A 25,630-nucleotide genomic window follows, 5' to 3' on the forward strand; every position below is an offset into this window, starting at 1 on the left:
ATCCACGCCATGCGTGGATGCAGTTGCCGTTCAATGCATCCGGGGTATGCAGTAGATCCACGCCATGCGTGGATGCGGTTGCCGTTCAATGCACCCGGAAGATGCAGTAGATCCACGCCATGCGTGGATGCGGTTGCCGCTCACCCCACCTTGCGCAGGAATTCCTCGGCTTCCATCGGCCGCCCCAGGTGGTAACCCTGCAGCTGGTCGCAGCCCAGCTCGCTCAGGTAGTCGCGCTGGGCCTGGGTCTCCACGCCCTCGGCCACCACCTGCAGCTGCAGGGTACGGCCCAGCGCGATGATCGAGGACACGATGGCGGAATCTTCGTCATTGCGTTCAAGGTCATGCACGAACGCCCGGTCGATCTTCAGCTCGGTGGCCGGCATGCGCTTGAGGTACAGCAGGCTGGAATAGCCGGTACCGAAATCATCGATGGCGATGTGCACGCCCATCGCGGTCAGGTCGTTGAGGATCGCCAGGCTGGCCTCGACATCCTTCATCGCCGTGGTTTCGGTGATCTCCAGGGTCAGCCGCGCCGGGTCGATCCGGTGCCGCTGCAGGACCGAACGCACGCTTTCAAGCAGGGCCGGCGAGGCGAACTGCAGCGGAGACAGGTTCACCGCCATCGTCCAATGGCTGTGTCCGCCGTCATGCCAGGCGCGCAGCTGCGCGCACGCCTGGTCCAGCACCCAGTCGCCGATCGGCAGGATCAGGCCGCTGCGCTCGGCGATGGGAATGAACACGTCCGGCGCCAGCAGGCCCAGTTCCGGGTGCTGCCAGCGCAGCAGTGCCTCGGCGCCGGTGGCCGGTGCATCGGCCGCCGGGAATTTCGGCTGGTAGTGCAGCAGCAGCTCGTTGCGCGCGATCGCCTTGCGCAGGTCCTGCAGCAGCCGCAGCTGGCGGTTGGCGCTGAGCTGCATCGAGGGAATGAAGAAGGTGTAGCCGTTCCGGCCGGTTTCCTTGGTGTGGTACATCGCCGCATCGGCATGTGCCATCAACTCGCGTTCGTCGCTGGCATCGTCCGGATACAGGGCAATGCCCAGGCTGGCAGTGACCTGCAGCTCGGCCGCGTCCAGCACGAACGGTTCACCGGCCGCGGCAATCACCCGCTCGGCGACCACCGCCGCATCATCAGGTGCATCGATGGCCAGCACGATCACGAACTCGTCGCCGCCGAGGCGGGCGAGGGTGTCCTGCGGGCGCAGCTGCGCGCCCAGGCGCTGGGCCACCGCGACCAGCAGGCGGTCACCCAGCTGGTGGCCATAGGCATCGTTGACGGCCTTGAAGCCATCCAGGTCGCAGAACATCACCGCCACCGACTGCTGGCGGCGTTGCGCCTTCTCGATGGCCTGCTCGATGCGATCCTGCAGCAGCATGCGGTTCGGCAGCTGGGTCAGCGGGTCGTGCAGTGCGGCCTGGATCAGCTTGTCGTTGGCGTGCGCCAGGGAATCTGCCAGCAGGCCGGTGCGCACGCGCATCTGGCGGTCGAACAGCGAGGCCACCAGGGCGATGCCGAGCGTGGCCAGGGTGGTCACGATCACCAGCACTGCCAGCCAGCGGGGATCAATGCCGCCGCTGCCGATGGCGCCGCAGACGCTGCCTGGCGGGAAGCGCGCGGCGGCCATGCCGGTGTAGTGCATGCCGACGATGGCCAGGCCCATCACCAGCGACGCCAGCATCCGCAGGCGCACCGTGTTGCGCTGTTCCACGCGCAGCCGGAAGGCAATCCACAGCGCTGCACCGGCAGCAGCGATGGCCACTGCGATCGATGCGGCAAACCAGCCGGGGTGGTAATCGATACCGGGCTGCATGCGCATGGCGGCCATGCCCAGGTAGTGCATGGCGGCGATACCCAGTCCCATCAGCACCGCACCCGCGGCCAGCCGCTGCAACGGCAGGCTGGGGCGCGACACCAGCCACAGCGCATAGGCCGACGCGCCGATCGACACCGCCAGCGAATACAGGGTGATCGCCAGGTCGTAACCGACCGGAACCGGCAGCTTGAAGGCCAGCATCGCGATGAAGTGCATCGACCAGATGCCCAGGCCCATCGCGGCGGCACCGCCGGCCAGCCACCAGCGGGCGACCCGGCCCTGGGCCGTGGCCAGGCGGCCGGCCATATCCAGCGCGGTATACGATGCCAGCATGGCCACCAGCAACGAGATGGCGACCAGGCTCTGACTGTAACTACCAGTCATGTTGAATCCAGAGGAGAAGGGAGGGGCGCCCGCAAGGCGCACGCCCGCCACCGCTATCGGCACCGACGGGTGGGACTTGAGTGGTCGCAGCAGCTGCGACCCGGCTCGGCTATCCTGCCACGCTCGTTGCCCCTGCAGGAAATCTCCGATGGCCAAAGCCCGCACCGCGTATGTCTGCAATGAATGCGGCGCCGAATACAGCAAGTGGCAAGGCCAGTGCACCGAGTGCAATGCCTGGAACTCGCTGTCGGAAATCGTCCTTGAGAGCGCTGCGGCGGCCAAGGCGCCCGCGTCGCGCCGTGCCGGCTGGGCGGGCAAGATCGACCCGCCGAAGATCACCGCACTGAAGGACGTGGCGCAGACCGAACACAACCGGGTCAGCACCGGCATCGGTGAGTTCGACCGCGTGCTCGGCGGCGGCCTGGTCGAGGGCGCGGTGGTGCTGGTCGGTGGTGATCCGGGCATCGGCAAATCCACCCTGCTGCTGCAGGCGGTGGCGAAGATGGCTGCGGTCCTGCCGGTGCTCTACGTCACCGGTGAAGAATCACTGGCCCAGGTCGCCGGCCGCGCGCATCGGCTGGAGCTGCCGCTGGAGGGCGTCAACGCGCTGGCCGAGACCGGTGTCGAATCCATCCTGCAGCACGCCACCAAGAGTGGGCCGCGGCTGATCGTGGCCGATTCGGTACAGACCCTCTGGACCGAGACGCTGACCGCCGCGCCCGGTTCGGTCAGCCAGGTGCGCGAGAGTGCCGCACGGCTGGTGCGCTTCGCCAAGGAAACCGGAACCGCCGTGTTCCTGGTCGGCCATGTGACCAAGGAAGGCGGCATCGCCGGCCCGCGCGTGCTGGAGCACATGGTCGATGCCGTGCTGTATTTCGAAGGCGAGAGCGGCAGCCGCTTCCGCCTGCTGCGCGCGTTCAAGAACCGCTTTGGTGCGGTCAACGAACTGGGCGTGTTCGCGATGGGCGACAAAGGCCTGAAGGAGGTCTCCAATCCGTCGGCGATCTTCCTTTCCGGTGCCAGCACGCACCAGCCGGGCAGCTGCGTGATGGTTACCCGCGAGGGCACCCGGCCGCTGCTGGTGGAAGTGCAGGCGCTGGTCGACGCCTCGCCGCTGTCCAATCCGCGCCGCGTGGCGGTGGGGCTGGAGCAGAACCGCCTGGCCATGCTGCTGGCGGTGCTGCATCGGCATGGCGGCGTGCTGGTCGGCGACCAGGATGTGTTCGTCAACGTGGTCGGCGGCATCCGCGTGCAGGAGACCGCCGCCGACCTGCCGGTGCTGCTGGCGGTGCTGTCCTCGCTGCAGGACCGTCCGCTGGCCGAGAAGACCATCGCGTTCGGCGAAGTCGGCCTGTCCGGTGAAATCCGGCCGGTGCCCAACGGCGAGGACCGCCTGCGCGAGGCGGCGACCCACGGTTTCAAGCGCGCCATCGTGCCCAAGGCCAATGCCCCCAAGGGCGGCTCGGTGAAGGGCATGGAAGTGATCGCGGTCGAACGCCTGTCCGAGGCTATCGACGCGGCGTGACCGGGGTCGGGTCCGTGCTCGGACCTGCAGATGCGGCCGACGGCACAGCAGCGGTCAGCCAGCCTGTGCTAGTTTTCCCGGCTCGACGAAGGCGCCCCCTGGCGCCTTTCCGTGGCAAGGAGTAATCGTTTACATGCAGGACCCGATGTTCAGCACCCCCGCCGCCGAAATCCGCCGCGCCGGGGTCGATCTCAATGGACTGATGACGGTGCTGGGCAAGCACCTGTATTCCACGCCGATGGTGGCGCTGCGTGAGCTTGTGCAGAACGCGCACGATTCGATCATCCGTCGCCGTATCGAGCAGCCCGGCATCCAGAGTGTGTCGCGCATCGATGTGCAGGTCGATGTCGCCGCCGGCGTGCTGCGCATCACCGATACCGGTGCCGGCCTGACCCGGCAGGAAATCCACGATTACCTGGCCACGGTCGGTGTCGGTTACACCCGGGGCCTGCGCCAGGACGGCGAGGACGATGAAGGCCTGATCGGCATGTTCGGCCTGGGTTTCCTGTCGGCCTTCGTATTGGCGCGCCGTGTCAGCGTGCGCACCACCTCGTACCAGGCGCCGCAGCTGGGCCACCTGTACGTGTCCAGCAACGCCGAGCAGTACACCGTCAGCGAAGTGCCGGCGCGCGCGATCGGCACCGAGGTCGAGCTGGAGCTGCATCCGGACTTCCTGCCGCTGGCCAACGAAGCGCGCCTGCACGAGGTGCTGGGCCGCTACTGCGCGCTGCTGTCCGAGCCGATCTTCATCGGTGCGGCGGCCGCCGCGATCAATCCCGAACCGCCGCCGTGGCGCGGGCAGGGTGACGTCGCCCTGCATCCGGTGCAGGCACGCCGCCAGGCGCAGCAGTTCGCGGCCCGTTTCGAACACGATTTCGAGCCCATCGTGACGATGCCGCTGCAGCCCGATGGCAGCAGCGACGCCGTCGGCATGCTCTGGGTGCAGGACGGTGCCACCTACGGCACCAGCGACAACCGCAACCTGTCGGTGTTCGTGCGCGGCATGCTGCTGGACGACGATGCACGCGACCTGCTCCCGCCTTGGGCCGGTTTCATCGGCGGGGTGATCGAATCGTCGAAGCTGACCCCGACCGCCAGCCGCGAGGACCTGCAGCGCGATGACCACTATCGCGCCGTGCAGCACGCCCTGCTGGAAGCGCTGATCGATGGCCTGGCCGACGTCGCCCGGCAGCAGCCCGAAGCCTGGCGCCGCGTGCTCAGCCGCCACAATGAAGCCCTGCTGGGCGCGGCGCTGTGCGATGAGCGCCTGTTCGACCTGCTGCTGGAACACGTGCGGGTGCCGACTTCGCAGGGTGACCTGCCGGCCAGCGCGTTGCCGGCGCGCGGCGCAGTGCATGTGATCCTCGACAACGGTGGTGGCTTCGAGGAAATGCTGTTCCGCGCGATGGGCGTGCCGGTCGCGCATGGTCATCGCTACGCGGTGGTGCCGTTCCTGCGCCGCTGGGCCCAGGCCAAGGGCCTGCGCCTGGTCGAACTGGGTACCGAGCAGGGCAACCGCGCACTGTTCCGCACCGACGACAGCCTTGACGATACGCAGTTGGCCTGGCTGCGCGAACACCTGGGCGACGGCGAACAGCTGCTGCCGGCGCGGTTCAGCCCCGAGGCGTTGCCGGTGGTGGTGGTGCCCGACCGCGAGGCCGAACTGAAGCAGCGCCTGGAAGACGACGAGAACGACAAGCGCGTATCGATGGCGGCACTGCGGCTGGCGCGCCAGTTCACCGCGCGCATCGAGGCGCGTGCGCCGTCGCGGCTGTACCTCAACCTGGACAATCCAGCGGTGCAGGCGTTGCTGCAGGCCCAGCGCGAGGGCCACCCGCAGGCCGGGGCGGCAGCGCGCCTGCTGCGCTCGCTGAAGATCATCGTGTCCGCACAGGGCCGGCCGCTGCAGCAGAGCGCGGCGACGCCGGGCCCCGATCTCAATGGTGCATTTACCGACATTGCCGGTGCCCTGCAGCAGATGCTGCGCTGAGCACCGCTACTCCCTCTCATCCAGCCTTCGCTAGACAGGAGCATTACCCCCATGGATATCTGGAACTGGGTCGAAAAACTGCAGGAAGACCTGCGCCAGGCAGGCCAGGCGCAGAACGCCCACCTGCTGACCCGCCTTGCCGATGAAGTCAGTGAACTGCAGGTCGACCGCGTCGATGCACTGCTGCCCGAAGCGCGCGCGCTGGGCAAGGCGCTGGACAACCCCTGGGTCGACGTCTATGTCGGCCATTGGGCGCTGCGCAACCGCGTCGGCAACCGCGTGGAAGGTGAAAGCGCGCTGGGAGAGTCGGTGGCGCTGTTCGAGCGCGCACACCGTGCCGATACCCTGGACTGCCCGCAGTCGATCTGCGTCACCCAGGATCTTGCCGCCTGCTACGGCAACATCGATGGTCCGGGCTGGGTGCCCGAACGCATCGAGGTCTGCGACGAGACGCTGGGCCGCATCGACCCGAGCTGGGCCTGCTTCCAGTGCCTGAGCTGCGAGAAGGCCGACGCGCTGCTGGACGACGGCCGCGGCCAGGACGCGCTGGATTACCTGCAGGTGCAGGCGGCGGCGATCCAGGCGCGCGGCAAGGAAGTGTTCGACAGCTTCCCTGAAATGCAGATCAAGATCCTGCTGGCCAGCGGCCGTGCGCAGGAAGCGCTGGCGCTGATCGAGAAGCGCGAAGCCGAAGTGGCCGCTGCGGGCGAATACGAGCCTGCCAACTGCACGGTGCCGCGCCGGCTGTCCAAGGCCTGGGCACTGGCCCAGCTGGGGCGCGATGAAGAGGCGCTGCAGCAGCTGGTGCCATGGAGCGAGCTGACGCCGAATCACTGGCGGTTGTGGGCCAATACCGCTTCGACACTGTGCAGCCGCGATGCCGCCCGCAACACCTGGGATCTGGGAACGCGCTTCAACACGATCATCGAGCACTTCGCCGCTGTCGGCGCGCATCGCCTGGTGATCGAGATCGCCGCGTTGAGCCTGGAGCTGGCCCTGCAGCGCGGTGCACGCTGGGTGGCGCAGCGCCAGCTGGGTCTGGCCCGCACCCATCTGGCGCAGCTGCGGCAGGACCGCGGCGCTGCCGCGCTGGTGGCCGGTCTGGCGGCACGCATCGAAGCGCTGCCGCAGATGGCGCCGCTGCCGGTGCCTGCCGCTGAGCTGCTGGCGTGGCTGGAAGCGCAGGGCGAACAGAACCAGTCGCGCGATCCCGAGCGCGAAGCGCAGTGGCTGCTGCAGGCGCACGCCGAGCGGCCGGACGACGGCGCGCTGGCCGAGGTCGCCGCCTCGGCGCTGCATGCCTGTGGCGCGAAGAGCGAAGCGCAGGCGCTGCTGTGGGACTTCGTGCGCGGCCACGCGCAGGAAGACGGCGCGGCGGCCTACACGCTGATGCGTTGGCTGGCCGAGCAGGGCGATGATGATGGCCTGCGCAGGCTGGCCGCGACCTACCGCGACAGCGTGCCGGTGTTCGCGCACTGGTGCGAGGTGCAGCGTGCACGGCGCGCGTCCGACTGGCCTGCACTGGAACAGGCCGCGCTGGCATTGCTGGCGTTGTCGCCAGGCTCGAACGGCGCACGCGGGACGCTTGCCCGCATGTACATGGAGACCGGCCGCTTCAGCGAAGCGCAGGCCTGCTATGCGCAGCTGGTGGAACTGCTGGAAGAGCCCAGTGCCGCGCATTGGGACCATATGAGTGCGGCCAGTGCGGCGCGCGACTGGGATGCGGTGCGCCGCTCGGCGGCAGCGATCGGCATGGAACTGTCCAGCCAGCAGGGCGTGGTCGAAGAGCCCTGGGGCTGGGTGATCATCCGCAGCGAAGAAGGCGGCGAGCCGATGGAGTACTACGCCCGCCGCAGCGGCCCGGTGACCGCGCGCATCGTCGAGAACGCACCGGCCAACCGCGCGCAGCAGGTGGGAGACTGGGTGGTGTTCGACGCCGGCCTGGTACACCCCGCACCAGAGGACGAAGCGGAGCGCGAGCACTTCATTCCGACCTATGCACAGGTGCATGTGCTGGAGCGGGGTGGTTTCGCGCGCAGCTGGCTGGTCGACGGCGCGCATCCGGGCGAGGAGGCATGGAACGCTTTCGTGGAGGCAGCCGAGGCACAGGGCTGGAAGGTGTGGTCGCACAGCCGTGCGGACTACACCGTGACCGATCCGGACGCGGAAGACGGGACGTTGCCGGGCCTGTTGTTCACCGTCGCCCAACCGCAGGACCATGCGCCGCTGGCGCTGCACCGCTTCCTGCAGCAGGCCACGGCGGATTGGGCACATCCACACTGCTGGCTGCGCCTGGCCGAGGCCTGCGACCAGGACCGCCAGCCGCATCTGGACGCGATCGAACGGTACGGGTTGTAATCCCTGCCGCGCTGCGCGTTCGCCGGGCATGGCCCGGCGCTACCGGGCAACACGCATGGGTAGCGCCGGCCATGCCCGGCGTCCTTCCACCGTCAAGGAACTGGATATGCGAAAGACAGGGATGTGGGTGATCATCGGCCTGCTGCTGGCCCCCACCGTGCAGGCCGCGCCGGCCTGCCAGCAACCGGCTGACGTGGCGCGGGCCTTCTTCGAAGCGACCACCGGCAAGGGCGACCTGCTGGAGCCGCCGCAGGCACTGGTCAGTGCGGCGTTTGCCAAGGCGCTGCACGGCGAGCGTGCCTGCCAGGTGCGCGAAGAGGGCATCTGCACGCTCGATTCCGATCCGTGGCTGGACGCGCAGGACGGGGAGATCGACAGCCCGGTGCGCTACAGCTGGAAGCAGGCCTCGGCCACGGCCGGCCAGGTCGAAATGCGCTATCCGGTCTGGGGCAAGGCCTATGTGACCCGCGTGCCGATGGTGCGCAAAGGGGAGGGCTGCTGGCAGGTCGACGACATCCTCACCAACAGTGGTCGCTCGGTGCGCAGGATCCTGGCCCAACCGCTGCCTTGAGCATCCGGGGCATCCACGCATGGCGTGGATCTACCGTGCTCCGATTGCCGGCCGGCGGCCGGCACGACCAGGTGATGTTGGGGTGGGTGCCGGCCGCTGGCCGGCACGCCTCTAGCGCGAATGCCCGAACACCAGCTCGATCACGAACTGGCTGCCGAAGAACGCCAGCAGCAGCAACAGCATCGCCGTCAGCGTCCAATGCACGGCCTTCGTGCCGCGCCAGCCATAGCGGCGGCGGCCGATCAGCAGCACGCCGAACACGATCCACGACAGCACGCTCAGCACCGTCTTGTGCACCAGCTTCTGCGCCAGCAGGTCGTCGACGAACAGCACGCCGGTAACCAGGGTCAGGGTCAGCAGGGCGAAGCCGACGGTGATCACCCTGAACAGCAGCGATTCCAGATCGGCCATCGGCGGCAGCGCACGCAGCCACGGACGGAATTCACGGCGCCGCAGCGCACGCTCCTGCAGCCACAGCATGATCGCCAGCAGCGCGGCGATGCTCAGCGTGGCGTAGGCCAGCAGTGCCAGCCAGGCGTGGCTGGCCAGGCGCCAGCCCAGCACCTTGCTCGGTTCATGGCCGTAGCCGTGGTAGACCACCAGCAGCAGCGCGGCCAGCGGGAACACCACTACGCCCAGAGTGGACATGCGCCCGCGCGCGCCCACCAGCGAGGTCAGCCAGGCCATTCCCAGGCCGACCAGCGACAACGCGGCGAAGAAGTGCATGTCCGGGCCGCCGGTCGTGCGCATCGCCACCAGCACGTGATAACCGCCATGCAGCAGCATCGCCGGCAGCGCAGGCCACAGCCAGGCGGGCGAGGTCACCCCGTCGTTGCGACCAAGGGCGCGCACCAGCAGGGCGCTGGCGGCCAGGTAGAGCAGGACGGCGATGAGAACGATTGTCATCGTTGAAGTTTCGCATACCCCCGCGGTGCTGGCGACGGGCGTGGCGTCGCAGTCCGGGGAGCGCGATGGACCCGTTATACTGTGGGCCTTATTGTCCCCCGCTTTCAGACAGGTTGCGCCGCATGTTCGAGTCCCTGACCCAGCGCCTTTCCGGCACCATCGAGCGCCTGCGCGGCCGTGGCCGCCTGACCGAAGAGAACATCCGCGAGGCGACCCGCGAGGTCCGCATCGCGCTGCTTGAAGCCGACGTCGCGCTGCCGGTGGTGCAGGCCCTGATCGAACGCATCAAGGTGCGTGCGGTCGGCCAGGAAGTGCTGAAGTCGCTGACCCCGGGCCAGGCCCTGATCAAGGTCGTGCGCGACGAGCTGACCGCGGTGATGGGCGCCGAAGCCAGCGACCTGAACCTCAACGTTCCCGCGCCGGCCATCATCCTGATGGCGGGCCTGCAGGGCGCCGGCAAGACCACCACGGTCGGCAAGCTGGCCAAGCACCTGAAGGAAAAGCGCAAGAAGAAGGTGATGGTGGTCTCGGCCGACGTCTACCGTCCGGCGGCGATCGAGCAGCTGAAGACGCTGGCCGACCAGGTGGGCGTGCTGTTCTTCCCGTCCAGCGCCGAGCAGAAGCCGGAGGCCATCGTCCGCGCCGCCATCGATGACGCGCGCAAGTCGTTCGTCGACGTGCTGCTGGTCGATACCGCCGGCCGCCTGGCCATCGACGAAGCGATGATGGCCGAGATCAAGGCCCTGCACGCTGCGGTCAACCCGGCTGAAACGCTGTTCGTGGTCGATGCCATGACCGGCCAGGACGCGGCCAATACCGCCAAGGCCTTCGGTGATGCGCTGCCGCTGACCGGCGTTGTCCTGACCAAGACCGACGGTGACGCCCGTGGCGGCGCCGCGCTGAGTGTGCGCTACATCACCGGCAAGCCGATCAAGTTCGTCGGTGTCAGCGAAAAGCCGGAAGGCCTGGACGTGTTCCACCCGGACCGTATCGCCAGCCGCATCCTCGACATGGGCGACGTGCTGTCGCTGGTCGAGCAGGTCGAGCAGCAGGTCGACAAGGACAAGGCGCAGAAGCTGGCCGAGAAGGTCGCCAAGGGCAAGAAGTTCGATCTGAACGACATGCGCGACCAGCTCGAGCAGATGCAGAACATGGGCGGCATCGGCGGCCTGATGGACAAGCTGCCGGGCCTGGGCCAGATTCCCGAGCACCTCAAGCAGCAGGTCAGCCAGGGCAAGGAAGTGCCGCGCATGATCGCCATCATCGGCTCGATGACCAAGAAGGAACGGCGCAACCCGAACCTGCTCAATGGCTCGCGTCGCGCCCGCATCGCCAAGGGCTCGGGCGTGACCCCGGCCGACGTCAACAAGCTCATGAAGCAGTACATGCAGATGGAAAAGATGATGAGCAAGATGGCCGGTGGCGGCATGAAGGGCATGATGCGCAGCATGAAGGGCATGATGGGCGCCATGGGCGGCCGTGGCATGCCGTTCCGCTGAGCGCGCGCTGTATCGAACGCTTGAACAACCCGCGGAATCAATCAAAGGAATGTGCATGAACAAGTCGATCGTGGTGATGGCGCTGGCCCTAGGCCTGGTTGCCTGCAAGGACGACACCTCCGTGTCGCAGAAGGCCGGTAGTGCCATCAGTGGTACCGCTGCCGATTTCGTCGCCGGGCTGGGCGAGGGCGTGGACAAGCGCATGAACGTGACGCTGCAGGCCGATCCGGGCCTGGCCGCGCAGGGTCTCACCGTCACCCTCGGCAAGAGCCGTGGCATGGGCTCCAAGGACGCGGCGGTGTACGTGGTGGCCGACAAGGCGTTCAAGGGCAAGCTGGTGGCGCGTGCGCTGGATGCCGAGGGCACCGAGATCGGTCGCGCCAGCGCCGAGGAAGAGTTTGCCGCTGATGACGCGCGCTATGTGACGTTCAAGTTCAACGAAGAAATGGACAGCCAGCTGGTCCGCACCTACGCGGTGTCTGCACGCTGAGCCGGGCGGGAGCGGATCGCCCGCGGCGACGCTCCCGTCCACAGTGTCTGGCGTATGCTGGCAGCGACTCCTCCCACAGGTGCGTCGCGTGAACCTTTCGCCGATTCTCGAACGCGCCGACGATTTCTGTCGGCGTTTTTCATTGCAGCTGCCGATCCTGCTGGCACCGATGGCCGGTGCCTGTCCGGTTCCGCTTTCCGCCGCGCTGGCCAACGCCGGCAGCATGGGCGCGATGGGGGCCGTGTTGTCGCCGGCGGCGGATATCGGTCGCTGGATGCAGGACTTCCGTGCAGCGTCCAGCGGGCCGGCGCAGGTGAACCTGTGGTTGCCCGATCCCGCGCCGGTGCGCGATGTGGCCGCCGAGGCCGCCACGCGTGCGTTCCTGGGCCGGTGGGGGCCGGAGGTTGCGGCCAGCGCAGCGGATGCCACGCCTGCCGATTTCGAGGAGCAGTTCAGGGCGCTGCTGGCGGCACGGCCGGCGGTGGCCTCGACCATCATGGGCGTGCTGTCGCCGCGTCATGTGCAGCAGTTGAAGGATGCGGGCATCGCCTGGATTGCCTGCGCTACGACGCTGGCCGAAGCGCGCGCTGCGCAGGACGCGGGTGCTGACGCGGTGGTCGCACAGGGCGCCGAAGCCGGCGGCCATCGCGGCGCCTTCGATCCGATGCGTGCAGAGCAGCAGCTGGTCGGCCTGTTCGCACTGCTGCCGCGGCTGGCGGACAACCTGGATATTCCGGTGATCGCTGCGGGCGGAATCGGCGACGGTCGCGGCATTGCTGCTGCCTTGATGCTCGGGGCCAGCGCCGTGCAGATCGGCACGGCCTTCTTGCGCACACCCGAAGCAGCGGTGGCGCCGGCATGGGCCGATGCGTTGGCCCGCAGCGAACCCGAAGACACCTGGCCGACGCGCGCGTTCAGTGGGCGCCTTGGCCGTGGCCTGGCGACTGCCTACGTGCGTGCAGCTGCTGCCGAGGGCGCACCCGCGCCGCGCCCGTACCCGGTGCAGCGTGGCCTGACCGGACCGATGCGCAAGCAGGCCACGCAGGAAAACCGGCTTGCTGCGATGCAGGCCTGGGCCGGGCAGTCGGCGTGGATGGCACCGGCAGCGCCGGCCGCTGGCGTGCTGCGTGGCATGTGGGAACAGGCGCAGGCGCTGCTGTGATGACGGTGACCTGCAACGGCGCAACGGCGCGGGCCGAAGACCTGCTGCCGGCGCTGACCAACTACGGCCACTTCACCTCGTTGCAGGTGCGCGGCAACGCGGTGCAGGGTCTTGATCTGCATCTGCAGCGGCTGACCAAGGCAACGCAGGAACTGTTCGGCAGCGGGCTCGATATCGCGCAGGTGCAGGCGTGGATGGCGCAGGCGCTGCAACAGGCCGGCCAGGTCGACGCATCGATGCGGGTCACCGTGTTCTCGCGCCGTTTCGATTTCCGCGCGCCGCTGGCAAGCGTGCCGGTGGATGTACTGGTTGCCGTCTCCGCGCCGGTCGCGCTGACCGCGCCGAAACGCGTACGCAGCGCGACATGGCAGCGAGAGCTGCCGCAGATCAAGCATGTCGGTACGTTTGGCCTGTTCGCCCAGCGCCGTGCGGCGCTGGCCGCGGGTTTCGACGATGCGCTGTTCGTCACTGCCGACGGGCAGATCAGCGAGGGCACCACCTGGAACCTGGCCGTGCATGACGGCGAACACCTGATCTGGCCACAGGCGCCTGCGCTGCGGGGAACCGCTGAAGCGCTGCTGCAGGCGGGCTGGGTGGGCCCACAGCAGACCCGGCCGTTGCGGCTGGATGAGCTGGCCGGCATGCGGGCGGCCTTCGCCTGCAACGCCAGCGGGTTGTGGGCGCTGGATGCCATCAATGGTCAGGCGCTGCCGGGTTCGCAGGCCCTGGCCGAACAGGGCAGGGCGGTGTTGGCCCGGGTGCCCTGGCAGTCGCTTTCCTGAATGGAACCGTTGGAGTCAGAACCCTTTTGCTCGGTAAAAGGGATCTGACCCCGGGGTAGACGCCCGGGGTTGGCTCGGCCGGACTCTGCCGCTATAATCGCCCGCTTACCGCGCCATCCTGGCGACTGGGCAATAGGAAAAAACCACCATGGTCAAGATTCGACTGACCCGCGGCGGCGCCAAGAAGCGTCCGTTCTACCACATCATCGTCACCGACGTCCGCAGCGCCCGCGACGGCCGCAACATCGAGCGCGTTGGCTTCTACAACCCGGTTGCACAGGGCGGCGAGAAGCGCATCGAGCTGGACCTGGCCCGCGTTGACCATTGGGTCAAGAACGGCGCCCAGCCGACCGAGAAAGTTCGCAACCTGATCAAGGAAGCGAGCAAGTCCCAGGCCGCTGCGGCCTGATCCTGACGGGCCGCGCCCTGGTGCGGCCCATCTGATTGAACGCAGATGAAAGATAACGAGCGCCGCATCCTGCTTGGCAGGATTGTCGGCGCTTTTGGTGTGCGCGGCGAAATAAAGCTCGAGTCCTGGACCGAGCCGCGTTCCGCTATTTTCCGTTACCAACCGTGGATCCTGCGCAGCCCCAACGGGCAGGAATCGACGCTTGAAGGCGCCCGTGGCCGGGATACCGGCAAGCACTTGGTGGCCCGTTTCCCGGGCATCGAGGATCGCGACACGGTCGAGGCGATGCATGGCACCGAGGTCTTCGTGGCCCGCAGTGCGCTGCCGCCGCCCAATGCCGACGAGTATTACTGGGTCGATCTGGAGGGCCTGGATGTGAAGACCGTCGAAGGCGTTGCCCTCGGCCAGATCTCGCACCTGTTCAGTACCGGCGCCAACGATGTGGTGGTCGTACGCGGTGACCGCGAGCGGATGATTCCGTTCGTCGTGCCGGAGTTCGTCAAATCCGTCGACTTCGAGGCCAATCTGGTCGTGGTCGACTGGGACCCCGAGTTCTGAGTGTGAGCATGCGTTTCGACGTCATCACCCTGTTCCCCGATTTCCTCGCCCAGTCCGCTGGGCTGGGCGTGGTCGGCCGTGCGCAGGAAAAGGGATTGTTCAGCCTGCATGGCTGGAATCCCCGTGACTACGCCGAGGGCAACTACCGCCGGGTGGACGATCGTCCGTTCGGCGGTGGCCCGGGCATGGTGATGCTGATCGAACCGCTGCAGGCCTGCCTGCAGGCGATCCGTGAGGCCGATCCGACGCCTGCGCGGGTGATCCATCTCAGCCCGCAGGGCGCGCCGTTGACCCAGGCCAAGGTGCGGGAACTGGCGGCATTGCCGCGCATGGTCCTGCTCTGCGGCCGCTATGAAGGCATCGACGAGCGTTTCCTGGCCGCCAATGTCGATGAGGAGATTTCCCTCGGCGACTATGTGCTGTCCGGCGGCGAGCTGGGGGCGGCGGTCATCATCGACGCGGTGGCCCGGCTGCAGGAAGGCGCCTTGAATGACGCCGAATCCGCGGCGCAGGACAGTTTCGAGGGCGACCTCGGCCTGCTCGACTGCCCGCATTACAGCCAGCCGGCCCAGCATCCGCTGGGGGACGTGCCGGACGTGCTGCGCTCGGGCAACCATGCCGCCATCGCCGCCTGGCGCCGGCAGCAGTCGTTGATCCGTACCGCACAGCGGCGCCCGGACCTGCTGGATGAACAGGCGCTGGGCAAGGCCGACCGCAAGCTGCTGGCCCTGGCCCGCCAGGTCCCGGCGGAAAAGGGCAAGGTCTAGCGCCAGCCCTGCTTTATCGGCTATCATGGCCAATTACGCCGGCCCCGGCCGGTGCGCAGTACCCAAAACAAACGTGCAGCACAGTCCGGTGACTGCATGAGCCCACGCTGTCGAATGACACGCCCACCCGAACAATGAATCGGTGTAACCCATGAGCAAGCTGAACAAGTCCATCGTCGCGGAATTCGAATCCGCCCAGATCACCCGCGAACTGCCGCAGTTCAGCCAGGGCGACACCATTGTCGTCAACGTGAAGGTGAAGGAAGGTACCCGCGAGCGCGTGCAGGCCTATGAAGGCGTTGTCATCGCGACCAAGAACGGCGGCCTGAACTCCTCGTTCACCGTGCGCAAGATCTCGCACGGCTACGGCGTCGAGCGCGTGTTCCAGACCCACAGCGCCATCATCGACTCGGTCGAAGTGAAGCGTCGTGGTAAGGTCCGCGCCGGCAAGCTGTACTACCTGCGTGGCCTGGAAGGCAAGGCTGCCCGCATCAAGGAAGATCTGGCTGCTGCTGCTGCCGCCAAGGCTGCCCGTCTGGCAACCAAGGGCTGATAAACAACTTCGGTTGTTGCCGCGACGGCCGCCTTCGGGCGGCCGTTTGCGTTTGTGCTGCCGCCTCGTTAGTTTCAGTGGATGGATGAGACCGACCATCGATACCCGGCGGACATCCAGGTGGCGTTGCGCTTCCTGGACCGTTCCGGGGTGCCACGGAGGGAAGCGGCCCCCTTGCTGCACCGCATGCTGTGGCGGCTGGGTGTCGCGCTTCCGCCGCCGATACTGGCCGGTTTCCTGACCAATACGCTGCTGCAGGGCCTGCTGTTTGGCGTGTTCTGGACGGTACTGATGTGGCTGCTGTTGTGGCAGGGCAGGGCCCCGGCGCTGGAACTGCTGTTGCTTGCCGGGGTGGCGGCAGGCGTGATGTTCGGCCTGGTGATGGCCACCCTGATGTGGTTCCTGCGCGGGGCCCGCAAGCTGCCCACCTGGCGGCAGTTCCGCAGCAGCCTCTGAGACCATGGCGCAGTGCGCCGTGACCGCTGCCGGGCGGCGGCGTACGCTCGGGCCTTCGACCCTCATGGCCCCTGCGATGCCCGCCAAGCGACCTGCCAGCAGTGCCGCGCCGAAGCTGCTGTCCGGCGGTAACCCGCAGATCGCCAAGGGTGAGGGGGATGCGCCCGTGCAGGCTTATATCGCTGCCATGCCGGACTGGAAACGGGCCGTTGGTGAGCGTCTGGATGCCCTGATCGAACAGGCCGTGCCCGGTGTGCACAAGGCAGTGAAATGGAACTCGCCGATGTACGGCGTTGCTGCCGGCGAGGGCTGGTTCCTCAGCTTCCATTGCTTCGCCCGCTACATCAAGGTCGCGTTCTTTCGCGGCGCGCTGTTGCAGCCTGTTCCGCCTGAACCGTCCAAGAGCGCCGACACGCGCTACCTGCACATCCTTGAGGACGAGCCGCTGGACGAGACGGGCTTCCTCGACTGGGTGCGACAGGCCAGCCAGCTGCCTGGCGAACGCATGTAATCCCCCAGGTTCTTTCCCCGAACGAGACCACGCGATGGCCACGCAGAAGTCCGATCCCGCAGATGCCGCTCTCCCCGCTGCCGCCCTGATTGACGCCCGCATCGCCGAGCTCGCTGATTGGCGCGGCGACATCCTAGCCCGCGTGCGCGCGCTGATCCACGAGGCGCTGCCGGACGTGGAGGAAACCTGGAAATGGCGCGGCACACCGGTGTGGGAGCACAACGGCATCCTGTGCACCGGCGAAACCTACAAGCAGGCGGTGAAGCTGACCTTCGCCCACGGCGCCGCGTTGCCGGACCCGAAGCGTCTGTTCAATGCCAGCCTGGAAGGCGGCACACGCCGCGCGATCGACATCCACGAAGGCGGCATGCCCAACGGCGCGGCGCTGAAAGCACTGCTGCGCGCCGCCGCCAGGCACAACGCGGAAAATAAAAAACGGTAGTGCCGGCCGCTGGCCGGCAATCCCATGGACTTCCCAGGTATCGCGCGGTTGCCGGCCAGCGGCCGGCACTACCGGTGCATGACCGGTGCATGACCGGTGCATGTTCAACGCGGTGGAATGGTTTCCAACGCCGCATCCGGGTCGGCCACCGGCGAAGGCGGACAGGCGGGAATCTCCGAGGGCGTGGCGAGTTCTTCGGCATGCACCGGTGTACTGATCATCTTCGCCTTGCGCCAGCCACCCCAGCGGTAATACGCCAGCGACAGCAGCATCGACACCAGCGAACCGGCCGGGAAACTCCACCAGATCGCATCGGCACCCCAGTACGGCTGCAGGAATTCGGCGAACGGCACGCGCACGCCCCACAGCGACGCGGCCAGGATCAGCAGCGGCGGCAGCACCGCGCCGGTGGAGCGCACCACGCCGGAGATCACGAAGCTGACGCCGAAGAACAGGAACGAACCGATCACGATGTGGTTCAGGTGCCGCGCGATCTGCAGCGACTCGCTGCCCTGCGGCAGGAACAGGGCCAGCGAATACTGGTCCAGCAGCACCAGCGGCAGGATCAACGCGCCGGTCAGCAGGAAGTTGAACGCGATGCCCTGGCGTGCGGTACCGCGCACGCGATCCCAGCGCTGCGCACCGACATTCTGCGCGGCCATCGACGAACACGCCGCACCGATCGCCATCGCCGGCATCTGCACGTAGTTCCACAGCTGCAGCGATGCACCGTAGGCTGCGCCGGTGTCGGTACCGTACTGGTTGACCATGGTCATCAGCATGATCACCGACAGCGAGATCAGCACCATCTGCAGGCCCATCGGCACGCCCTTGACCACCAGCGCGCGCAGGATGGTCATGTCCAGCTTGAACAGGTGCATGTCGGCGCGGCCCAGCCACAGCGTGTGCCGCTTGTGCCGCATGTACAGCAGCAGGCCGGCCAGCGACAGCGTCTGCGACACCAGCGTGGCCCAGGCCGAGCCGGCGATGCCCAGTTCCGGGAACGGCCCCATGCCGAAGATCAGCACCGGGTTCAGGGCGATGTCCAGCACCACCGAGACCAGCAGGAAGCGGAAGGGCGTGCGCGAATCGCCGGCACCGCGCAGCGCCGCACTGAGGAAGGCGAAGGCGTACAGCGTTGGCATTGCCAGGAAGATGATGCGCAGGTAGGCCTCGGCCAACGGCAGCGAGGCGGCGGGCGTGCCCATCGCCGCCAGCAGCGGGTGGGCCAGGAACCAGCCGGCGATGGCGATGATCACCGACAGGCCGATGAAGAACGTGGCGCTGGTGCCGACCACGCGTCGTGCCTGGGCGATGTCGCGCGCACCGATGGCCTGGCCGATCAGAATGGTCGAGGCCATGCCGAAGCCGAACACCGAACCGATCAGGAAGAACATGATGTTGTTGGCGTTCGCGGTCGCGGTCAGTGCCGCTTCGCCAAGGAAGCGCCCCACCCATACCGCATTCACCGAGCCGTTCAGCGACTGCGCGATGTTGCCTGCCAGGATCGGCAGCGCGAACAGCAGCAGGTTGCGGCCGATCGGGCCGGAGGTCAGGTCAAGCGGCGCTTTGGCCATGGAGTGGTGATCGATTCCCGGGAGGCGCACACTAGCATCAAGCCGGTTTGCAGGATGTGGCAATGCATCAACCACAACAGGCGATGCGGATGATCGTGGCGGCCTTGATCGCAGCGGCACTGGCCGCATGTTCGTCGGGTGACCGGCTGGGCGATGCCCAGGTGCGGCCGACCGACCGCCCTGAGTGCCTGGTCGGCAGCCAGCGCCAGGACCTGGCGGCCGGCACGCCGGCATTGATCGGGGGCAGCGGCTGCCGCACCGACCCCGACAATCCGCGCCCCCTGAACAAGCGAACGGAGTAGTCCCCACCGATGTCCGAGCTTTCCCCGTTGGCGCCCAGCGTCCGTCTGGACATCTGGTTGTGGGCGGCCCGCTTCTTCAAGACCCGCAGCCTGGCCAAACAGGCGATCGAGACCGGCAAGGTATCCGTGGCCGGGCAGCGTCCGAAATCCTCGCGCGCAGTACGCGTTGGAGAGCAGCTGCTGGTCGATCGCGGTGAAGAACACTTCGAGATCCAGGTGCTGGGCCTGAGCGACCAGCGCGGTCCGGCGCCGGTGGCGCAGCAGTTGTATGCCGAGAGCGAAGCCTCCAAGGCCCGCCGCGCCGAACAGCGTGCGCTGCGCATTGCCGCGCGTGATGGCTACCAGGCACCGGAGCACAAGCCGGACAAGCGCGCACGCCGGTTGATCCGCGCACTGGGTGATATCGACGCGCTATGACGGCGCCGCCCGGGCGCTGGTAGTCGCCCACCTCGGTGGGCGTTGCGCCATGTGCCGACCAAGGTCGGCATCCACCGGGTAAAGACCCCGCAGCAGAGTCTGGTAGTCGCCCACCTTGGTGGGCGCCGTGCCATGTGCCGACCAGGGTCGGCATCTACCGGGTAAAGACCCCGCAGCGGGGTCGGGTAGTCGCCCACCTTGGTGGGCGCAGTGCCATGTGCCAACCAGGGTCGGCATCCACCGGGTCAAGGCCCCGTAGCAGAGTCTGGTAGTCGCCCACCTTGGTGGGCGCCGTGCCATGTGCCGACCAAGGCCGGCATCTACCGGGTCAAGGCCCCGCAGCAGTGTTTGGTAGTCGCCCACCTTGGTGGGCGCCGTGCCATGTGCCAACCAAGGTTGGCACATGGCATATCCGGTCAACCGTGCAGGTCGTACCGGTCCAGCTCCATCACCCGGGTCCAGGCGGCGATGAAATCCTGCACGAACTTCTTCTCGCCATCGGCGCTGGCGTAGACCTCGGCCAGGGCGCGCAGCACGGCGTTGGAGCCGAACACCAGGTCGGCACGGGTGCCGGTCCAGCGCGCAGCGCCATCGCTGCGGCCGCGGCCTTCATAGCTTTCGCGACCGGTCGCCTTCCAGGTGGTGCCCATGTCCAGCAGGTTGACGAAGAAGTCGTTGCTCAGCGTGCCGGGACGGCTGGTGAACACGCCGTGCCTGCCACCGTCGGCATTGGCGCCGAGCACGCGCAGGCCACCGACCAGGGCGGTCATTTCCGGTGCCGTGAGGGTCAGCAGCTGAGCCTTGTCGATCAGCAGCGCCTCACCCGGCACGCTGTAAGCGCCCTTGAGGTAGTTGCGGAAACCATCGGCAGCCGGTTCCAGCACCGCGAACGATTCGACGTCGGTCTGTTCCTGGCTTGCATCGGTGCGGCCCGGAGTGAACGGCACGCTCAGGTCATGGCCGCCGGCCTTCGCTGCCTGCTCGATGCCGACGCCACCGGCCAGCACGATCAGGTCGGCCAGCGACACCTGCTTGCTGCCCGCGCCGTTGAACTCGGCCTGGACCTTTTCCAGCGCGGCCAGCACCTTGGCCAGCTGCTGCGGCTGGTTCACCGCCCAGTCCTTCTGCGGTGCCAGGCGCACGCGTGCACCATTGGCGCCACCGCGCTTGTCCGAACCGCGGAAGGTCGAGGCCGAGGCCCACGCCGTGGACACCAGCTCGGCCACGCTCAGGCCGGTCGCTGCGATCTTCTGCTTCAGCGCGGCGATGTCCTTGGCGTCGATCAACGGGTGCCTGGCTTCCGGCACCGGGTCCTGCCAGATGAATTCCTCGGCCGGAATCTCCGGGCCGAGATAGCGCGCACGTGGGCCCATGTCGCGATGGGTCAGCTTGAACCAAGCGCGGGCGAAGGCATCGGCGAACGCCTGCGGATCAGCAAGGAATTTCCGCGAGATCTTTTCGTAGGCCGGGTCCATGCGCAGCGACAGGTCGGTGGTCAGCATGGTCGGGCGGTGCTTTTTCGACGGATCGTGCGCATCGGGAATCACTGCGTCCGCATTCTTGGCGACCCACTGGTGCGCGCCGGCCGGGCTCTTGCTCAGCTCCCATTCGTGGCCGAACAGGATCTCGAAGAAGTCGTGGCTCCACTGCGCGGGGGTGCGGGTCCAGGTGACTTCCAGGCCGCTGGTGATGGTGTCGCCGCCCTTGCCACTGCCGAAGCTGTTGGCCCAGCCCAGGCCCTGGCTTTCCAGGCCCGCTGCTTCCGGTTCCTTGCCGACATTGTCGGCCGGGCCGGCACCATGGGTCTTGCCGAAACTGTGGCCACCGGCGATCAGGGCGACGGTTTCCTCATCGTCCATCGCCATGCGGCCGAAGGTGTCGCGGATGTCATGCGCGGCCAGCACCGGATCGGGATTGCCATCCGGGCCTTCCGGGTTCACATAGATCAGGCCCATCTGTACCGCGGCCAGCGGGTTTTCCAGTTTGCGCGAGTGCACATCGCCATCAGCGTCGTCATCGGACACCAGCACGCCGTGGTCCTCCTGCACGCCCTCCGAGCCGTGCTTGTAGCGCACGTCGCCACCGAGCCAGGTGGTCTCGCGGCCCCAGTACACGTCCTGGTCCGGCTCCCAGGTATCGGGACGGCCACCTGCAAAGCCGAGCGTCTTGAAGCCCATCGACTCCAGTGCGACGTTGCCGGTCAGGATCAGCAGGTCGGCCCAGGAAATGGCCTGGCCATATTTCTGCTTGATCGGCCACAGCAGGCGTCGCGCCTTGTCCAGGCTGACGTTGTCGGGCCAGCTGTTGAGCGGAGCGAAGCGCTGCTGGCCGCGGCCACCACCACCACGGCCGTCATCGATGCGGTAGGTGCCGGCGCTGTGCCAGGCCATGCGGATGAACAGGCCGCCGTAGTGGCCGAAGTCGGCTGGCCACCAGTCCTGCGAGTCGGTCATCAACGCCTTCAGGTCGGCCTTCAGGGCGCTGTAGTCCAGCCCGTTGAAGGCCTTGGCGTAGTCGAAGCCCGCATCAAGGGGATTGGAGCGCGTGGAGTGCTGGTTGAGCAGATCCACGCGCAGCTGGTTCGGCCACCAGTCGCGGTTGGTCGTCGCATCACCGACGACGGCATGGTTGAACGGGCACTTCGCTTCGCTTTTCATGGGTCTCTACCTGTGGGCTGGCGAATGAGGGAATCAGATCGCTTACCCACCATAGGCATCGCCTAATGATGGGTAAATTCGATTGATTCAACCGATGCGATAGTGGCTGCCTATGGCAGGCGGCGCTTGCATCGTTGTGCGCAATCAGCGCTTGAGCAGGCCCGCGCCGAGCTTGAACAGATCGCTGGCGCCGAACTGGCCATCGCCGTCCTGATCGAGCGCACCGCCGAGCAGGCTGCCGATGCCGCCGCCGGATTGCTGTGCTTCCTGCCCCAGGGCCTGGCTGAGCTGGCCGGCGTTGCCGCTCTGGGCAAACCGCTGGGCCAGGAACGACATGACGATGGGGGCCAGGATCGCCAACAGCTGGCTGGACCTGCCGCTGTCCAGGCCGGTCTTCTGGCCCAGCACTTCGGCCGCCTGCGAGGTCTGCCCACCGAATACGTGGCCGAGGATGCCGGCACCGTTGGTGGCGTTGCCGCCGCCACCGCCCATCACCGCGCCGAGGATGCTGCCGATGTCGAAACCGCCGCCAGCACCGCCACCGCCGCCCGAACCGAGGTGGTCGCGCTGCAGGGCATTGAGCAGGGACTGCGCACCCTGCGGCTCGCTGGCGTTCTGGCCCATCGCGCCGAGCAGCAGCGGCAGCGCGCTGCCGACGGCCTGGGTGGCCTGGCTGCTGTCCAGGCCGAGCTGCAGCGAGACCTGCTGCAGGCCTTGGCCTTGCTGCAGCTGCTGGAAGAGGGATGCAGCAAGGGATTCGGTGTTCATGGCGGTCTCCGGTCTGTGAAGGACGAACCGCCCGAGCATAACGCCGTGTACACGACGGCAATGCGAAGGCTTCATGGCGGGCGTCCGCCGGGCAGGGCCGGCGGAACCTGCGGCCTGCCTTACAGCAGCGCCTTCAACCGGTACAGCGCTTCCAGTGCCTGCTTCGGGGTCAGCTCGTCCGGGTCGATCGCGGCCAGCGCCTCCTGCGCCTTGTTCGGCGGGGCGGCGAACAGCCCGAACTGCTGCGGGGCATCCAGCGCCTGCGGGGCGAGTTCGGCGGCATGGCTTTCGCCGCCGCGCTGTTCCAGTTCGGCCAGGCGTCGGCGCGCCTGTGCCACGGTGGCACGCGGCAGACCGGCCAGGGCAGCCACCTGCAGGCCGAAGCTGCGGTTGGCCGGACCGTCCTTCACTGCATGCATGAACACCAGTGCTTCGCCGTGCTCGACGGCATCCAGATGTACGTTGGCGATGCCGCTGCGACCGCCTTCGTGCTGTTCGTCGGCCAACGCGGTCAGTTCGAAGTAATGGGTCGCAAACAGCGTGTAACAGCGGTTTTCGTAGGCGAGGTGGCGCGCTACCGCGTCGGCCAGGGCCAGGCCGTCGTAGGTGGACGTGCCGCGGCCGATCTCGTCCATCAGCACCAGCGAATGCGCGGTGGCGTGATGCAGGATGTAGCTGGTTTCGGCCATCTCGACCATGAAGGTCGACTGCCCGCGGGCAAGGTCATCGCCTGCGCCGATGCGGGTCAGGATGCGGTCGATCGGGCCGATCAGCGCACGGCTGGCCGGCACGAAGCTGCCGATGTGGGCCAGCAGCACGATCAGCGCGTTCTGCCGCATGTAGGTCGATTTACCGCCCATGTTCGGGCCGGTGATGACCAGCATGCGACGGTCCGGGTGCAGGTCCAGGTCGTTGGGCTCGAACGGCTGGTCACGCACCGCTTCCACCACCGGATGGCGGCCGCGCTCGATCTTCAGGCACGGCTCGGCCTGCAGCTCCGGGCGCGCCCAGTCCAGCGCCTGCGCACGTTCGGCGAAGGCGGCCAGCACGTCCAGTTCGCTGAGTGCGGCAGCACACTGCTTGAGCGGCTCCAGCTGGGTGCCCAGCGTGTCCAGCAGCTGCTCGTACAGGTACTTTTCGCGCGACAGCGAACGGTCGCGGGCGGACAGTACCTTGTCTTCGAACGCCTTCAGTTCTTCGGTGATGTAGCGCTCGGCGTTGGTCAGTGTCTGCCGGCGGGTGTAGTGCACCGGCGCACGGTCGGACTGGCCCTTGCTGATTTCGATGTAGTAGCCGTGCACACGGTTGTAGCCGACCTTCAGGGTGGCGATGCCGCTGCTCTCGCGCTCGCGCTGCTCCAGGTCGACCAGGAACTGGTCGGCGTGGGTCGACAGTCGGCGCAGCTCATCCAGCTCGGCGTCGAAGCCATCGGCCAGCACGCCACCATCGCTGAGCTTGAGCGGCGGCATGTCGGCGATCGCGCCGGCCAGCAGGTGGGCGCATTCGTCGTGTTCGCCGAGCGCGGCGTGCAGGGTCTGCAGGCGCGGGGAATCCAGCGGTGCCAGCACCTCGCGTACGGCCGGCAGCAGGCCGAGGCCATCGCGCAGGGTGGAGAAGTCGCGCGGCCGTGCCGAGCGCAGGGCAACGCGGGTGAGGATGCGTTCAAGGTCGCCGAGGCGGCGGAACTGTTCGCGGATATCTGCGTCCGCGCCACGGTCGATCAGTGTTTCCACCGCGTGGTGGCGCTGCACCAGCACCTCGCGCAGGCGCAGCGGCCGATGCAGCCAGCGGCGCAGCAGGCGGCCGCCCATCGGCGTCACCGTGCTGTCGAGCACGCCGAGCAGGGTATTGCGGGTATCGCCGTCGACACGGGTGTCCAGCTCCAGATGGCGCCGCGTTGCCGCGTTCATCGCGATCGCTTCGCCGGCGGTTTCCATCGAGATGGAGGTCAGGTGCGGCAGGCGCTGCTTCTGGGTTTCCTCGACATAGCCGAGCAGGGCGCCGGCAGCGGCCGTGGCGCGCGGCTTGTCGTCGATGCCGAAGCCGCTCAGGTCATGCAGCTTGAAGAAGTTCAGCAGCTGGCGGCGGCCACTGTCGGCGTCGAACAGCCATGGCGCGCGGCGACGCACGCCGCTGCGCTGGCGCAGGAACTCCGGCCAGTTCTCCTCATCCGGCACCAGCAGTTCGGCCGGCTCCAAACGCGCGAGTTCGGCTTCCAGCGCGTCATCGGTGTCCACTTCGTTGACCAGGAAACGGCCGCCGGCCAGGTCGGCCCAGGCCAGGCCATAGCCGTTCTTGTTGCGCGACAGGGCCATCAGCAGGGTGTCGCGACGCTCGTCCAGCAGCGCTTCGTCGGTGACCGTGCCGGGGGTGACGATGCGCATCACCTTGCGTTCGACCAGACCCTTGGCCAGTGCCGGGTCGCCGATCTGTTCGCAGATCGCCACCGATTCGCCCAGCGCGACCAGTCGTGCCAGGTAGCCCTCGTAGGCGTGCACCGGCACGCCGGCCATCGGAATCGGTGCACCACCGGAGCTGCCGCGCTGGGTCAGGGTGATGTCGAGCAGGCGCGCGGCCTTGCGCGCGTCGTCGTAGAACAGCTCGTAGAAGTCGCCCATGCGGAAGAACAGCAGCAGGTCCGGGTAGTCGGACTTGGCTGCGAAGAACTGCTTCATCAGCGGGGTGTGTTCGGCGGACTTGTCTTTGGACATGGGACTCGTGGATCAGGGGCG

23 protein-coding genes are annotated in these 25,630 nt (G+C 67.5%); 17 read left to right on the top strand and 6 right to left on the bottom strand.

What is annotated here, in order from left to right; all coding sequences use genetic code 11:
• Nucleotides 1-140: 140 nt before the first annotated feature.
• Nucleotides 141-2,198 (bottom strand): bifunctional diguanylate cyclase/phosphodiesterase, encoded by a 2,058-nt coding sequence (locus tag J2X70_RS17660; protein WP_025873830.1) that lies wholly within the window; start codon nt 2,196-2,198, stop codon nt 141-143.
• Between the two features lie 148 nt (nt 2,199-2,346).
• Between J2X70_RS17660 and radA the strand changes: the two genes are divergently transcribed.
• The 4 genes from radA (at nt 2,347) to J2X70_RS17680 (ending at nt 8,642) form a co-directional block, all read left to right on the top strand.
• Nucleotides 2,347-3,723, top strand: a complete 1,377-nt coding sequence (gene radA, locus J2X70_RS17665; protein ID WP_025873829.1) for a DNA repair protein RadA — start codon at nt 2,347-2,349, stop codon at nt 3,721-3,723.
• A gap of 133 nt (nt 3,724-3,856) precedes the next feature.
• Nucleotides 3,857-5,713 (top strand): ATP-binding protein, encoded by a 1,857-nt coding sequence (locus J2X70_RS17670; protein ID WP_032975991.1) that lies wholly within the window; start codon nt 3,857-3,859, stop codon nt 5,711-5,713.
• A gap of 51 nt (nt 5,714-5,764) precedes the next feature.
• A complete protein-coding gene (locus tag J2X70_RS17675) occupies nt 5,765-8,071 on the top strand; it encodes a hypothetical protein (protein WP_309911448.1) in 2,307 nt (768 codons plus the stop codon).
• A 106-nt stretch (nt 8,072-8,177) separates the two neighbouring features.
• Entirely contained in the window at nt 8,178-8,642 is a 465-nt protein-coding gene (locus J2X70_RS17680) for a hypothetical protein (RefSeq protein ID WP_059063500.1), read from the top strand.
• Between the two features lie 111 nt (nt 8,643-8,753).
• Here J2X70_RS17680 and ccsA read toward each other — a convergent pair whose 3' ends face one another.
• Nucleotides 8,754-9,548: a cytochrome c biogenesis protein CcsA gene (gene ccsA, locus J2X70_RS17685; protein WP_025873825.1), complete on the bottom strand. Its 795-nt coding sequence runs from the start codon at nt 9,546-9,548 to the stop codon at nt 8,754-8,756.
• Between the two features lie 122 nt (nt 9,549-9,670).
• On the opposite strand from ccsA, the gene ffh reads away from it, so the two are divergent.
• From ffh to J2X70_RS17740, 11 genes are all read left to right on the top strand, one after another.
• Entirely contained in the window at nt 9,671-11,047 is a 1,377-nt protein-coding gene (ffh, locus tag J2X70_RS17690) for a signal recognition particle protein (protein WP_025873824.1), read from the top strand.
• Between the two features lie 55 nt (nt 11,048-11,102).
• On the top strand, nt 11,103-11,537 hold the full coding sequence (locus J2X70_RS17695; RefSeq protein WP_025873823.1) for a hypothetical protein: 435 nt from the start codon (nt 11,103-11,105) through the stop codon (nt 11,535-11,537).
• Between the two features lie 88 nt (nt 11,538-11,625).
• On the top strand, nt 11,626-12,699 hold the full coding sequence (locus J2X70_RS17700) for a nitronate monooxygenase (RefSeq protein ID WP_309911452.1): 1,074 nt from the start codon (nt 11,626-11,628) through the stop codon (nt 12,697-12,699).
• Nucleotides 12,699-13,481: an aminotransferase class IV family protein gene (locus J2X70_RS17705; protein ID WP_309911454.1), complete on the top strand. Its 783-nt coding sequence runs from the start codon at nt 12,699-12,701 to the stop codon at nt 13,479-13,481. The genes J2X70_RS17700 and J2X70_RS17705 overlap by 1 nt, the downstream gene beginning before the upstream one ends.
• A gap of 148 nt (nt 13,482-13,629) precedes the next feature.
• Entirely contained in the window at nt 13,630-13,890 is a 261-nt protein-coding gene (rpsP, locus tag J2X70_RS17710) for a 30S ribosomal protein S16 (RefSeq protein ID WP_025873821.1), read from the top strand.
• Nucleotides 13,891-13,935: 45 nt separating this feature from the next.
• Nucleotides 13,936-14,448 carry a ribosome maturation factor RimM gene (gene rimM, locus J2X70_RS17715; protein ID WP_140227529.1) on the top strand — a complete coding sequence of 171 codons (513 nt, stop codon included), beginning with the start codon at nt 13,936-13,938 and terminating at the stop codon, nt 14,446-14,448.
• Nucleotides 14,449-14,456: 8 nt separating this feature from the next.
• Nucleotides 14,457-15,215, top strand: a complete 759-nt coding sequence (gene trmD / locus J2X70_RS17720) for a tRNA (guanosine(37)-N1)-methyltransferase TrmD (RefSeq protein ID WP_025873819.1) — start codon at nt 14,457-14,459, stop codon at nt 15,213-15,215.
• Nucleotides 15,216-15,366: 151 nt separating this feature from the next.
• Nucleotides 15,367-15,768, top strand: coding sequence for a 50S ribosomal protein L19 (rplS, locus tag J2X70_RS17725; RefSeq protein WP_025873818.1), 402 nt, complete (start codon nt 15,367-15,369; stop codon nt 15,766-15,768).
• A gap of 81 nt (nt 15,769-15,849) precedes the next feature.
• Nucleotides 15,850-16,224 (top strand): DUF6404 family protein, encoded by a 375-nt coding sequence (locus J2X70_RS17730; protein ID WP_025873817.1) that lies wholly within the window; start codon nt 15,850-15,852, stop codon nt 16,222-16,224.
• Nucleotides 16,225-16,300: 76 nt separating this feature from the next.
• Nucleotides 16,301-16,735: a DUF1801 domain-containing protein gene (locus tag J2X70_RS17735; RefSeq protein ID WP_025873816.1), complete on the top strand. Its 435-nt coding sequence runs from the start codon at nt 16,301-16,303 to the stop codon at nt 16,733-16,735.
• A gap of 34 nt (nt 16,736-16,769) precedes the next feature.
• Nucleotides 16,770-17,177 carry a DUF1801 domain-containing protein gene (locus tag J2X70_RS17740; protein ID WP_309911458.1) on the top strand — a complete coding sequence of 136 codons (408 nt, stop codon included), beginning with the start codon at nt 16,770-16,772 and terminating at the stop codon, nt 17,175-17,177.
• 104 nt (nt 17,178-17,281) lie between these two features.
• Here J2X70_RS17740 and J2X70_RS17745 read toward each other — a convergent pair whose 3' ends face one another.
• On the bottom strand, nt 17,282-18,754 hold the full coding sequence (locus J2X70_RS17745) for an MATE family efflux transporter (RefSeq protein ID WP_025873814.1): 1,473 nt from the start codon (nt 18,752-18,754) through the stop codon (nt 17,282-17,284).
• A gap of 62 nt (nt 18,755-18,816) precedes the next feature.
• Here J2X70_RS17745 and J2X70_RS17750 point away from each other — a divergent pair, with 62 nt between their 5' ends.
• Together J2X70_RS17750 and J2X70_RS17755 are read left to right on the top strand one after the other, a co-directional pair.
• The gene (locus J2X70_RS17750; protein ID WP_059063507.1) at nt 18,817-19,056 is read left to right on the top strand and encodes a hypothetical protein; all 240 of its coding nucleotides are present in this window, start codon (nt 18,817-18,819) and stop codon (nt 19,054-19,056) included.
• A gap of 9 nt (nt 19,057-19,065) precedes the next feature.
• Nucleotides 19,066-19,473 (top strand): RNA-binding S4 domain-containing protein, encoded by a 408-nt coding sequence (locus J2X70_RS17755; RefSeq protein ID WP_025873812.1) that lies wholly within the window; start codon nt 19,066-19,068, stop codon nt 19,471-19,473.
• Between the two features lie 416 nt (nt 19,474-19,889).
• Here J2X70_RS17755 and katG read toward each other — a convergent pair whose 3' ends face one another.
• The 3 genes from katG to mutS form a co-directional block, all read right to left on the bottom strand.
• Nucleotides 19,890-22,130 (bottom strand): catalase/peroxidase HPI, encoded by a 2,241-nt coding sequence (gene katG, locus J2X70_RS17760; protein ID WP_279208566.1) that lies wholly within the window; start codon nt 22,128-22,130, stop codon nt 19,890-19,892.
• Between the two features lie 144 nt (nt 22,131-22,274).
• Nucleotides 22,275-22,898, bottom strand: a complete 624-nt coding sequence (locus tag J2X70_RS17765; RefSeq protein WP_309911462.1) for a DUF937 domain-containing protein — start codon at nt 22,896-22,898, stop codon at nt 22,275-22,277.
• Between the two features lie 119 nt (nt 22,899-23,017).
• Complete coding sequence (gene mutS, locus J2X70_RS17770) at nt 23,018-25,609, bottom strand: DNA mismatch repair protein MutS (protein ID WP_309911464.1); 2,592 nt, start codon at nt 25,607-25,609, stop codon at nt 23,018-23,020.
• Nucleotides 25,610-25,630 lie beyond the last annotated feature (21 nt).

Source organism: Stenotrophomonas sp. 1337 (genome assembly GCF_031455455.1).
GTDB lineage: Bacteria > Pseudomonadota > Gammaproteobacteria > Xanthomonadales > Xanthomonadaceae > Stenotrophomonas > Stenotrophomonas indicatrix.

Excerpts from the sequence above, each read along its gene's own strand:
- J2X70_RS17660 (WP_025873830.1), bottom strand. The coding sequence starts at position 2,198 with ATGACTGGTAGTTACAGTCAGAGCCTGGTCGCCATCTCGTTGCTGGTG.
- radA (WP_025873829.1), top strand. The coding sequence starts at position 2,347 with ATGGCCAAAGCCCGCACCGCGTATGTCTGCAATGAATGCGGCGCCGAA.
- J2X70_RS17670 (WP_032975991.1), top strand. The coding sequence starts at position 3,857 with ATGCAGGACCCGATGTTCAGCACCCCCGCCGCCGAAATCCGCCGCGCC.
- J2X70_RS17675 (WP_309911448.1), top strand. The coding sequence starts at position 5,765 with ATGGATATCTGGAACTGGGTCGAAAAACTGCAGGAAGACCTGCGCCAG.
- J2X70_RS17680 (WP_059063500.1), top strand. The coding sequence starts at position 8,178 with ATGCGAAAGACAGGGATGTGGGTGATCATCGGCCTGCTGCTGGCCCCC.
- ccsA (WP_025873825.1), bottom strand. The coding sequence starts at position 9,548 with ATGACAATCGTTCTCATCGCCGTCCTGCTCTACCTGGCCGCCAGCGCC.
- ffh (WP_025873824.1), top strand. The coding sequence starts at position 9,671 with ATGTTCGAGTCCCTGACCCAGCGCCTTTCCGGCACCATCGAGCGCCTG.
- J2X70_RS17695 (WP_025873823.1), top strand. The coding sequence starts at position 11,103 with ATGAACAAGTCGATCGTGGTGATGGCGCTGGCCCTAGGCCTGGTTGCC.
- J2X70_RS17705 (WP_309911454.1), top strand. The coding sequence starts at position 12,699 with ATGACGGTGACCTGCAACGGCGCAACGGCGCGGGCCGAAGACCTGCTG.
- rpsP (WP_025873821.1), top strand. The coding sequence starts at position 13,630 with ATGGTCAAGATTCGACTGACCCGCGGCGGCGCCAAGAAGCGTCCGTTC.
- rimM (WP_140227529.1), top strand. The coding sequence starts at position 13,936 with ATGAAAGATAACGAGCGCCGCATCCTGCTTGGCAGGATTGTCGGCGCT.
- trmD (WP_025873819.1), top strand. The coding sequence starts at position 14,457 with ATGCGTTTCGACGTCATCACCCTGTTCCCCGATTTCCTCGCCCAGTCC.
- rplS (WP_025873818.1), top strand. The coding sequence starts at position 15,367 with ATGAGCAAGCTGAACAAGTCCATCGTCGCGGAATTCGAATCCGCCCAG.
- J2X70_RS17730 (WP_025873817.1), top strand. The coding sequence starts at position 15,850 with ATGGATGAGACCGACCATCGATACCCGGCGGACATCCAGGTGGCGTTG.
- J2X70_RS17735 (WP_025873816.1), top strand. The coding sequence starts at position 16,301 with ATGCCCGCCAAGCGACCTGCCAGCAGTGCCGCGCCGAAGCTGCTGTCC.
- J2X70_RS17740 (WP_309911458.1), top strand. The coding sequence starts at position 16,770 with ATGGCCACGCAGAAGTCCGATCCCGCAGATGCCGCTCTCCCCGCTGCC.
- J2X70_RS17745 (WP_025873814.1), bottom strand. The coding sequence starts at position 18,754 with ATGGCCAAAGCGCCGCTTGACCTGACCTCCGGCCCGATCGGCCGCAAC.
- J2X70_RS17750 (WP_059063507.1), top strand. The coding sequence starts at position 18,817 with ATGCATCAACCACAACAGGCGATGCGGATGATCGTGGCGGCCTTGATC.
- J2X70_RS17755 (WP_025873812.1), top strand. The coding sequence starts at position 19,066 with ATGTCCGAGCTTTCCCCGTTGGCGCCCAGCGTCCGTCTGGACATCTGG.
- katG (WP_279208566.1), bottom strand. The coding sequence starts at position 22,130 with ATGAAAAGCGAAGCGAAGTGCCCGTTCAACCATGCCGTCGTCGGTGAT.
- J2X70_RS17765 (WP_309911462.1), bottom strand. The coding sequence starts at position 22,898 with ATGAACACCGAATCCCTTGCTGCATCCCTCTTCCAGCAGCTGCAGCAA.
- mutS (WP_309911464.1), bottom strand. The coding sequence starts at position 25,609 with ATGTCCAAAGACAAGTCCGCCGAACACACCCCGCTGATGAAGCAGTTC.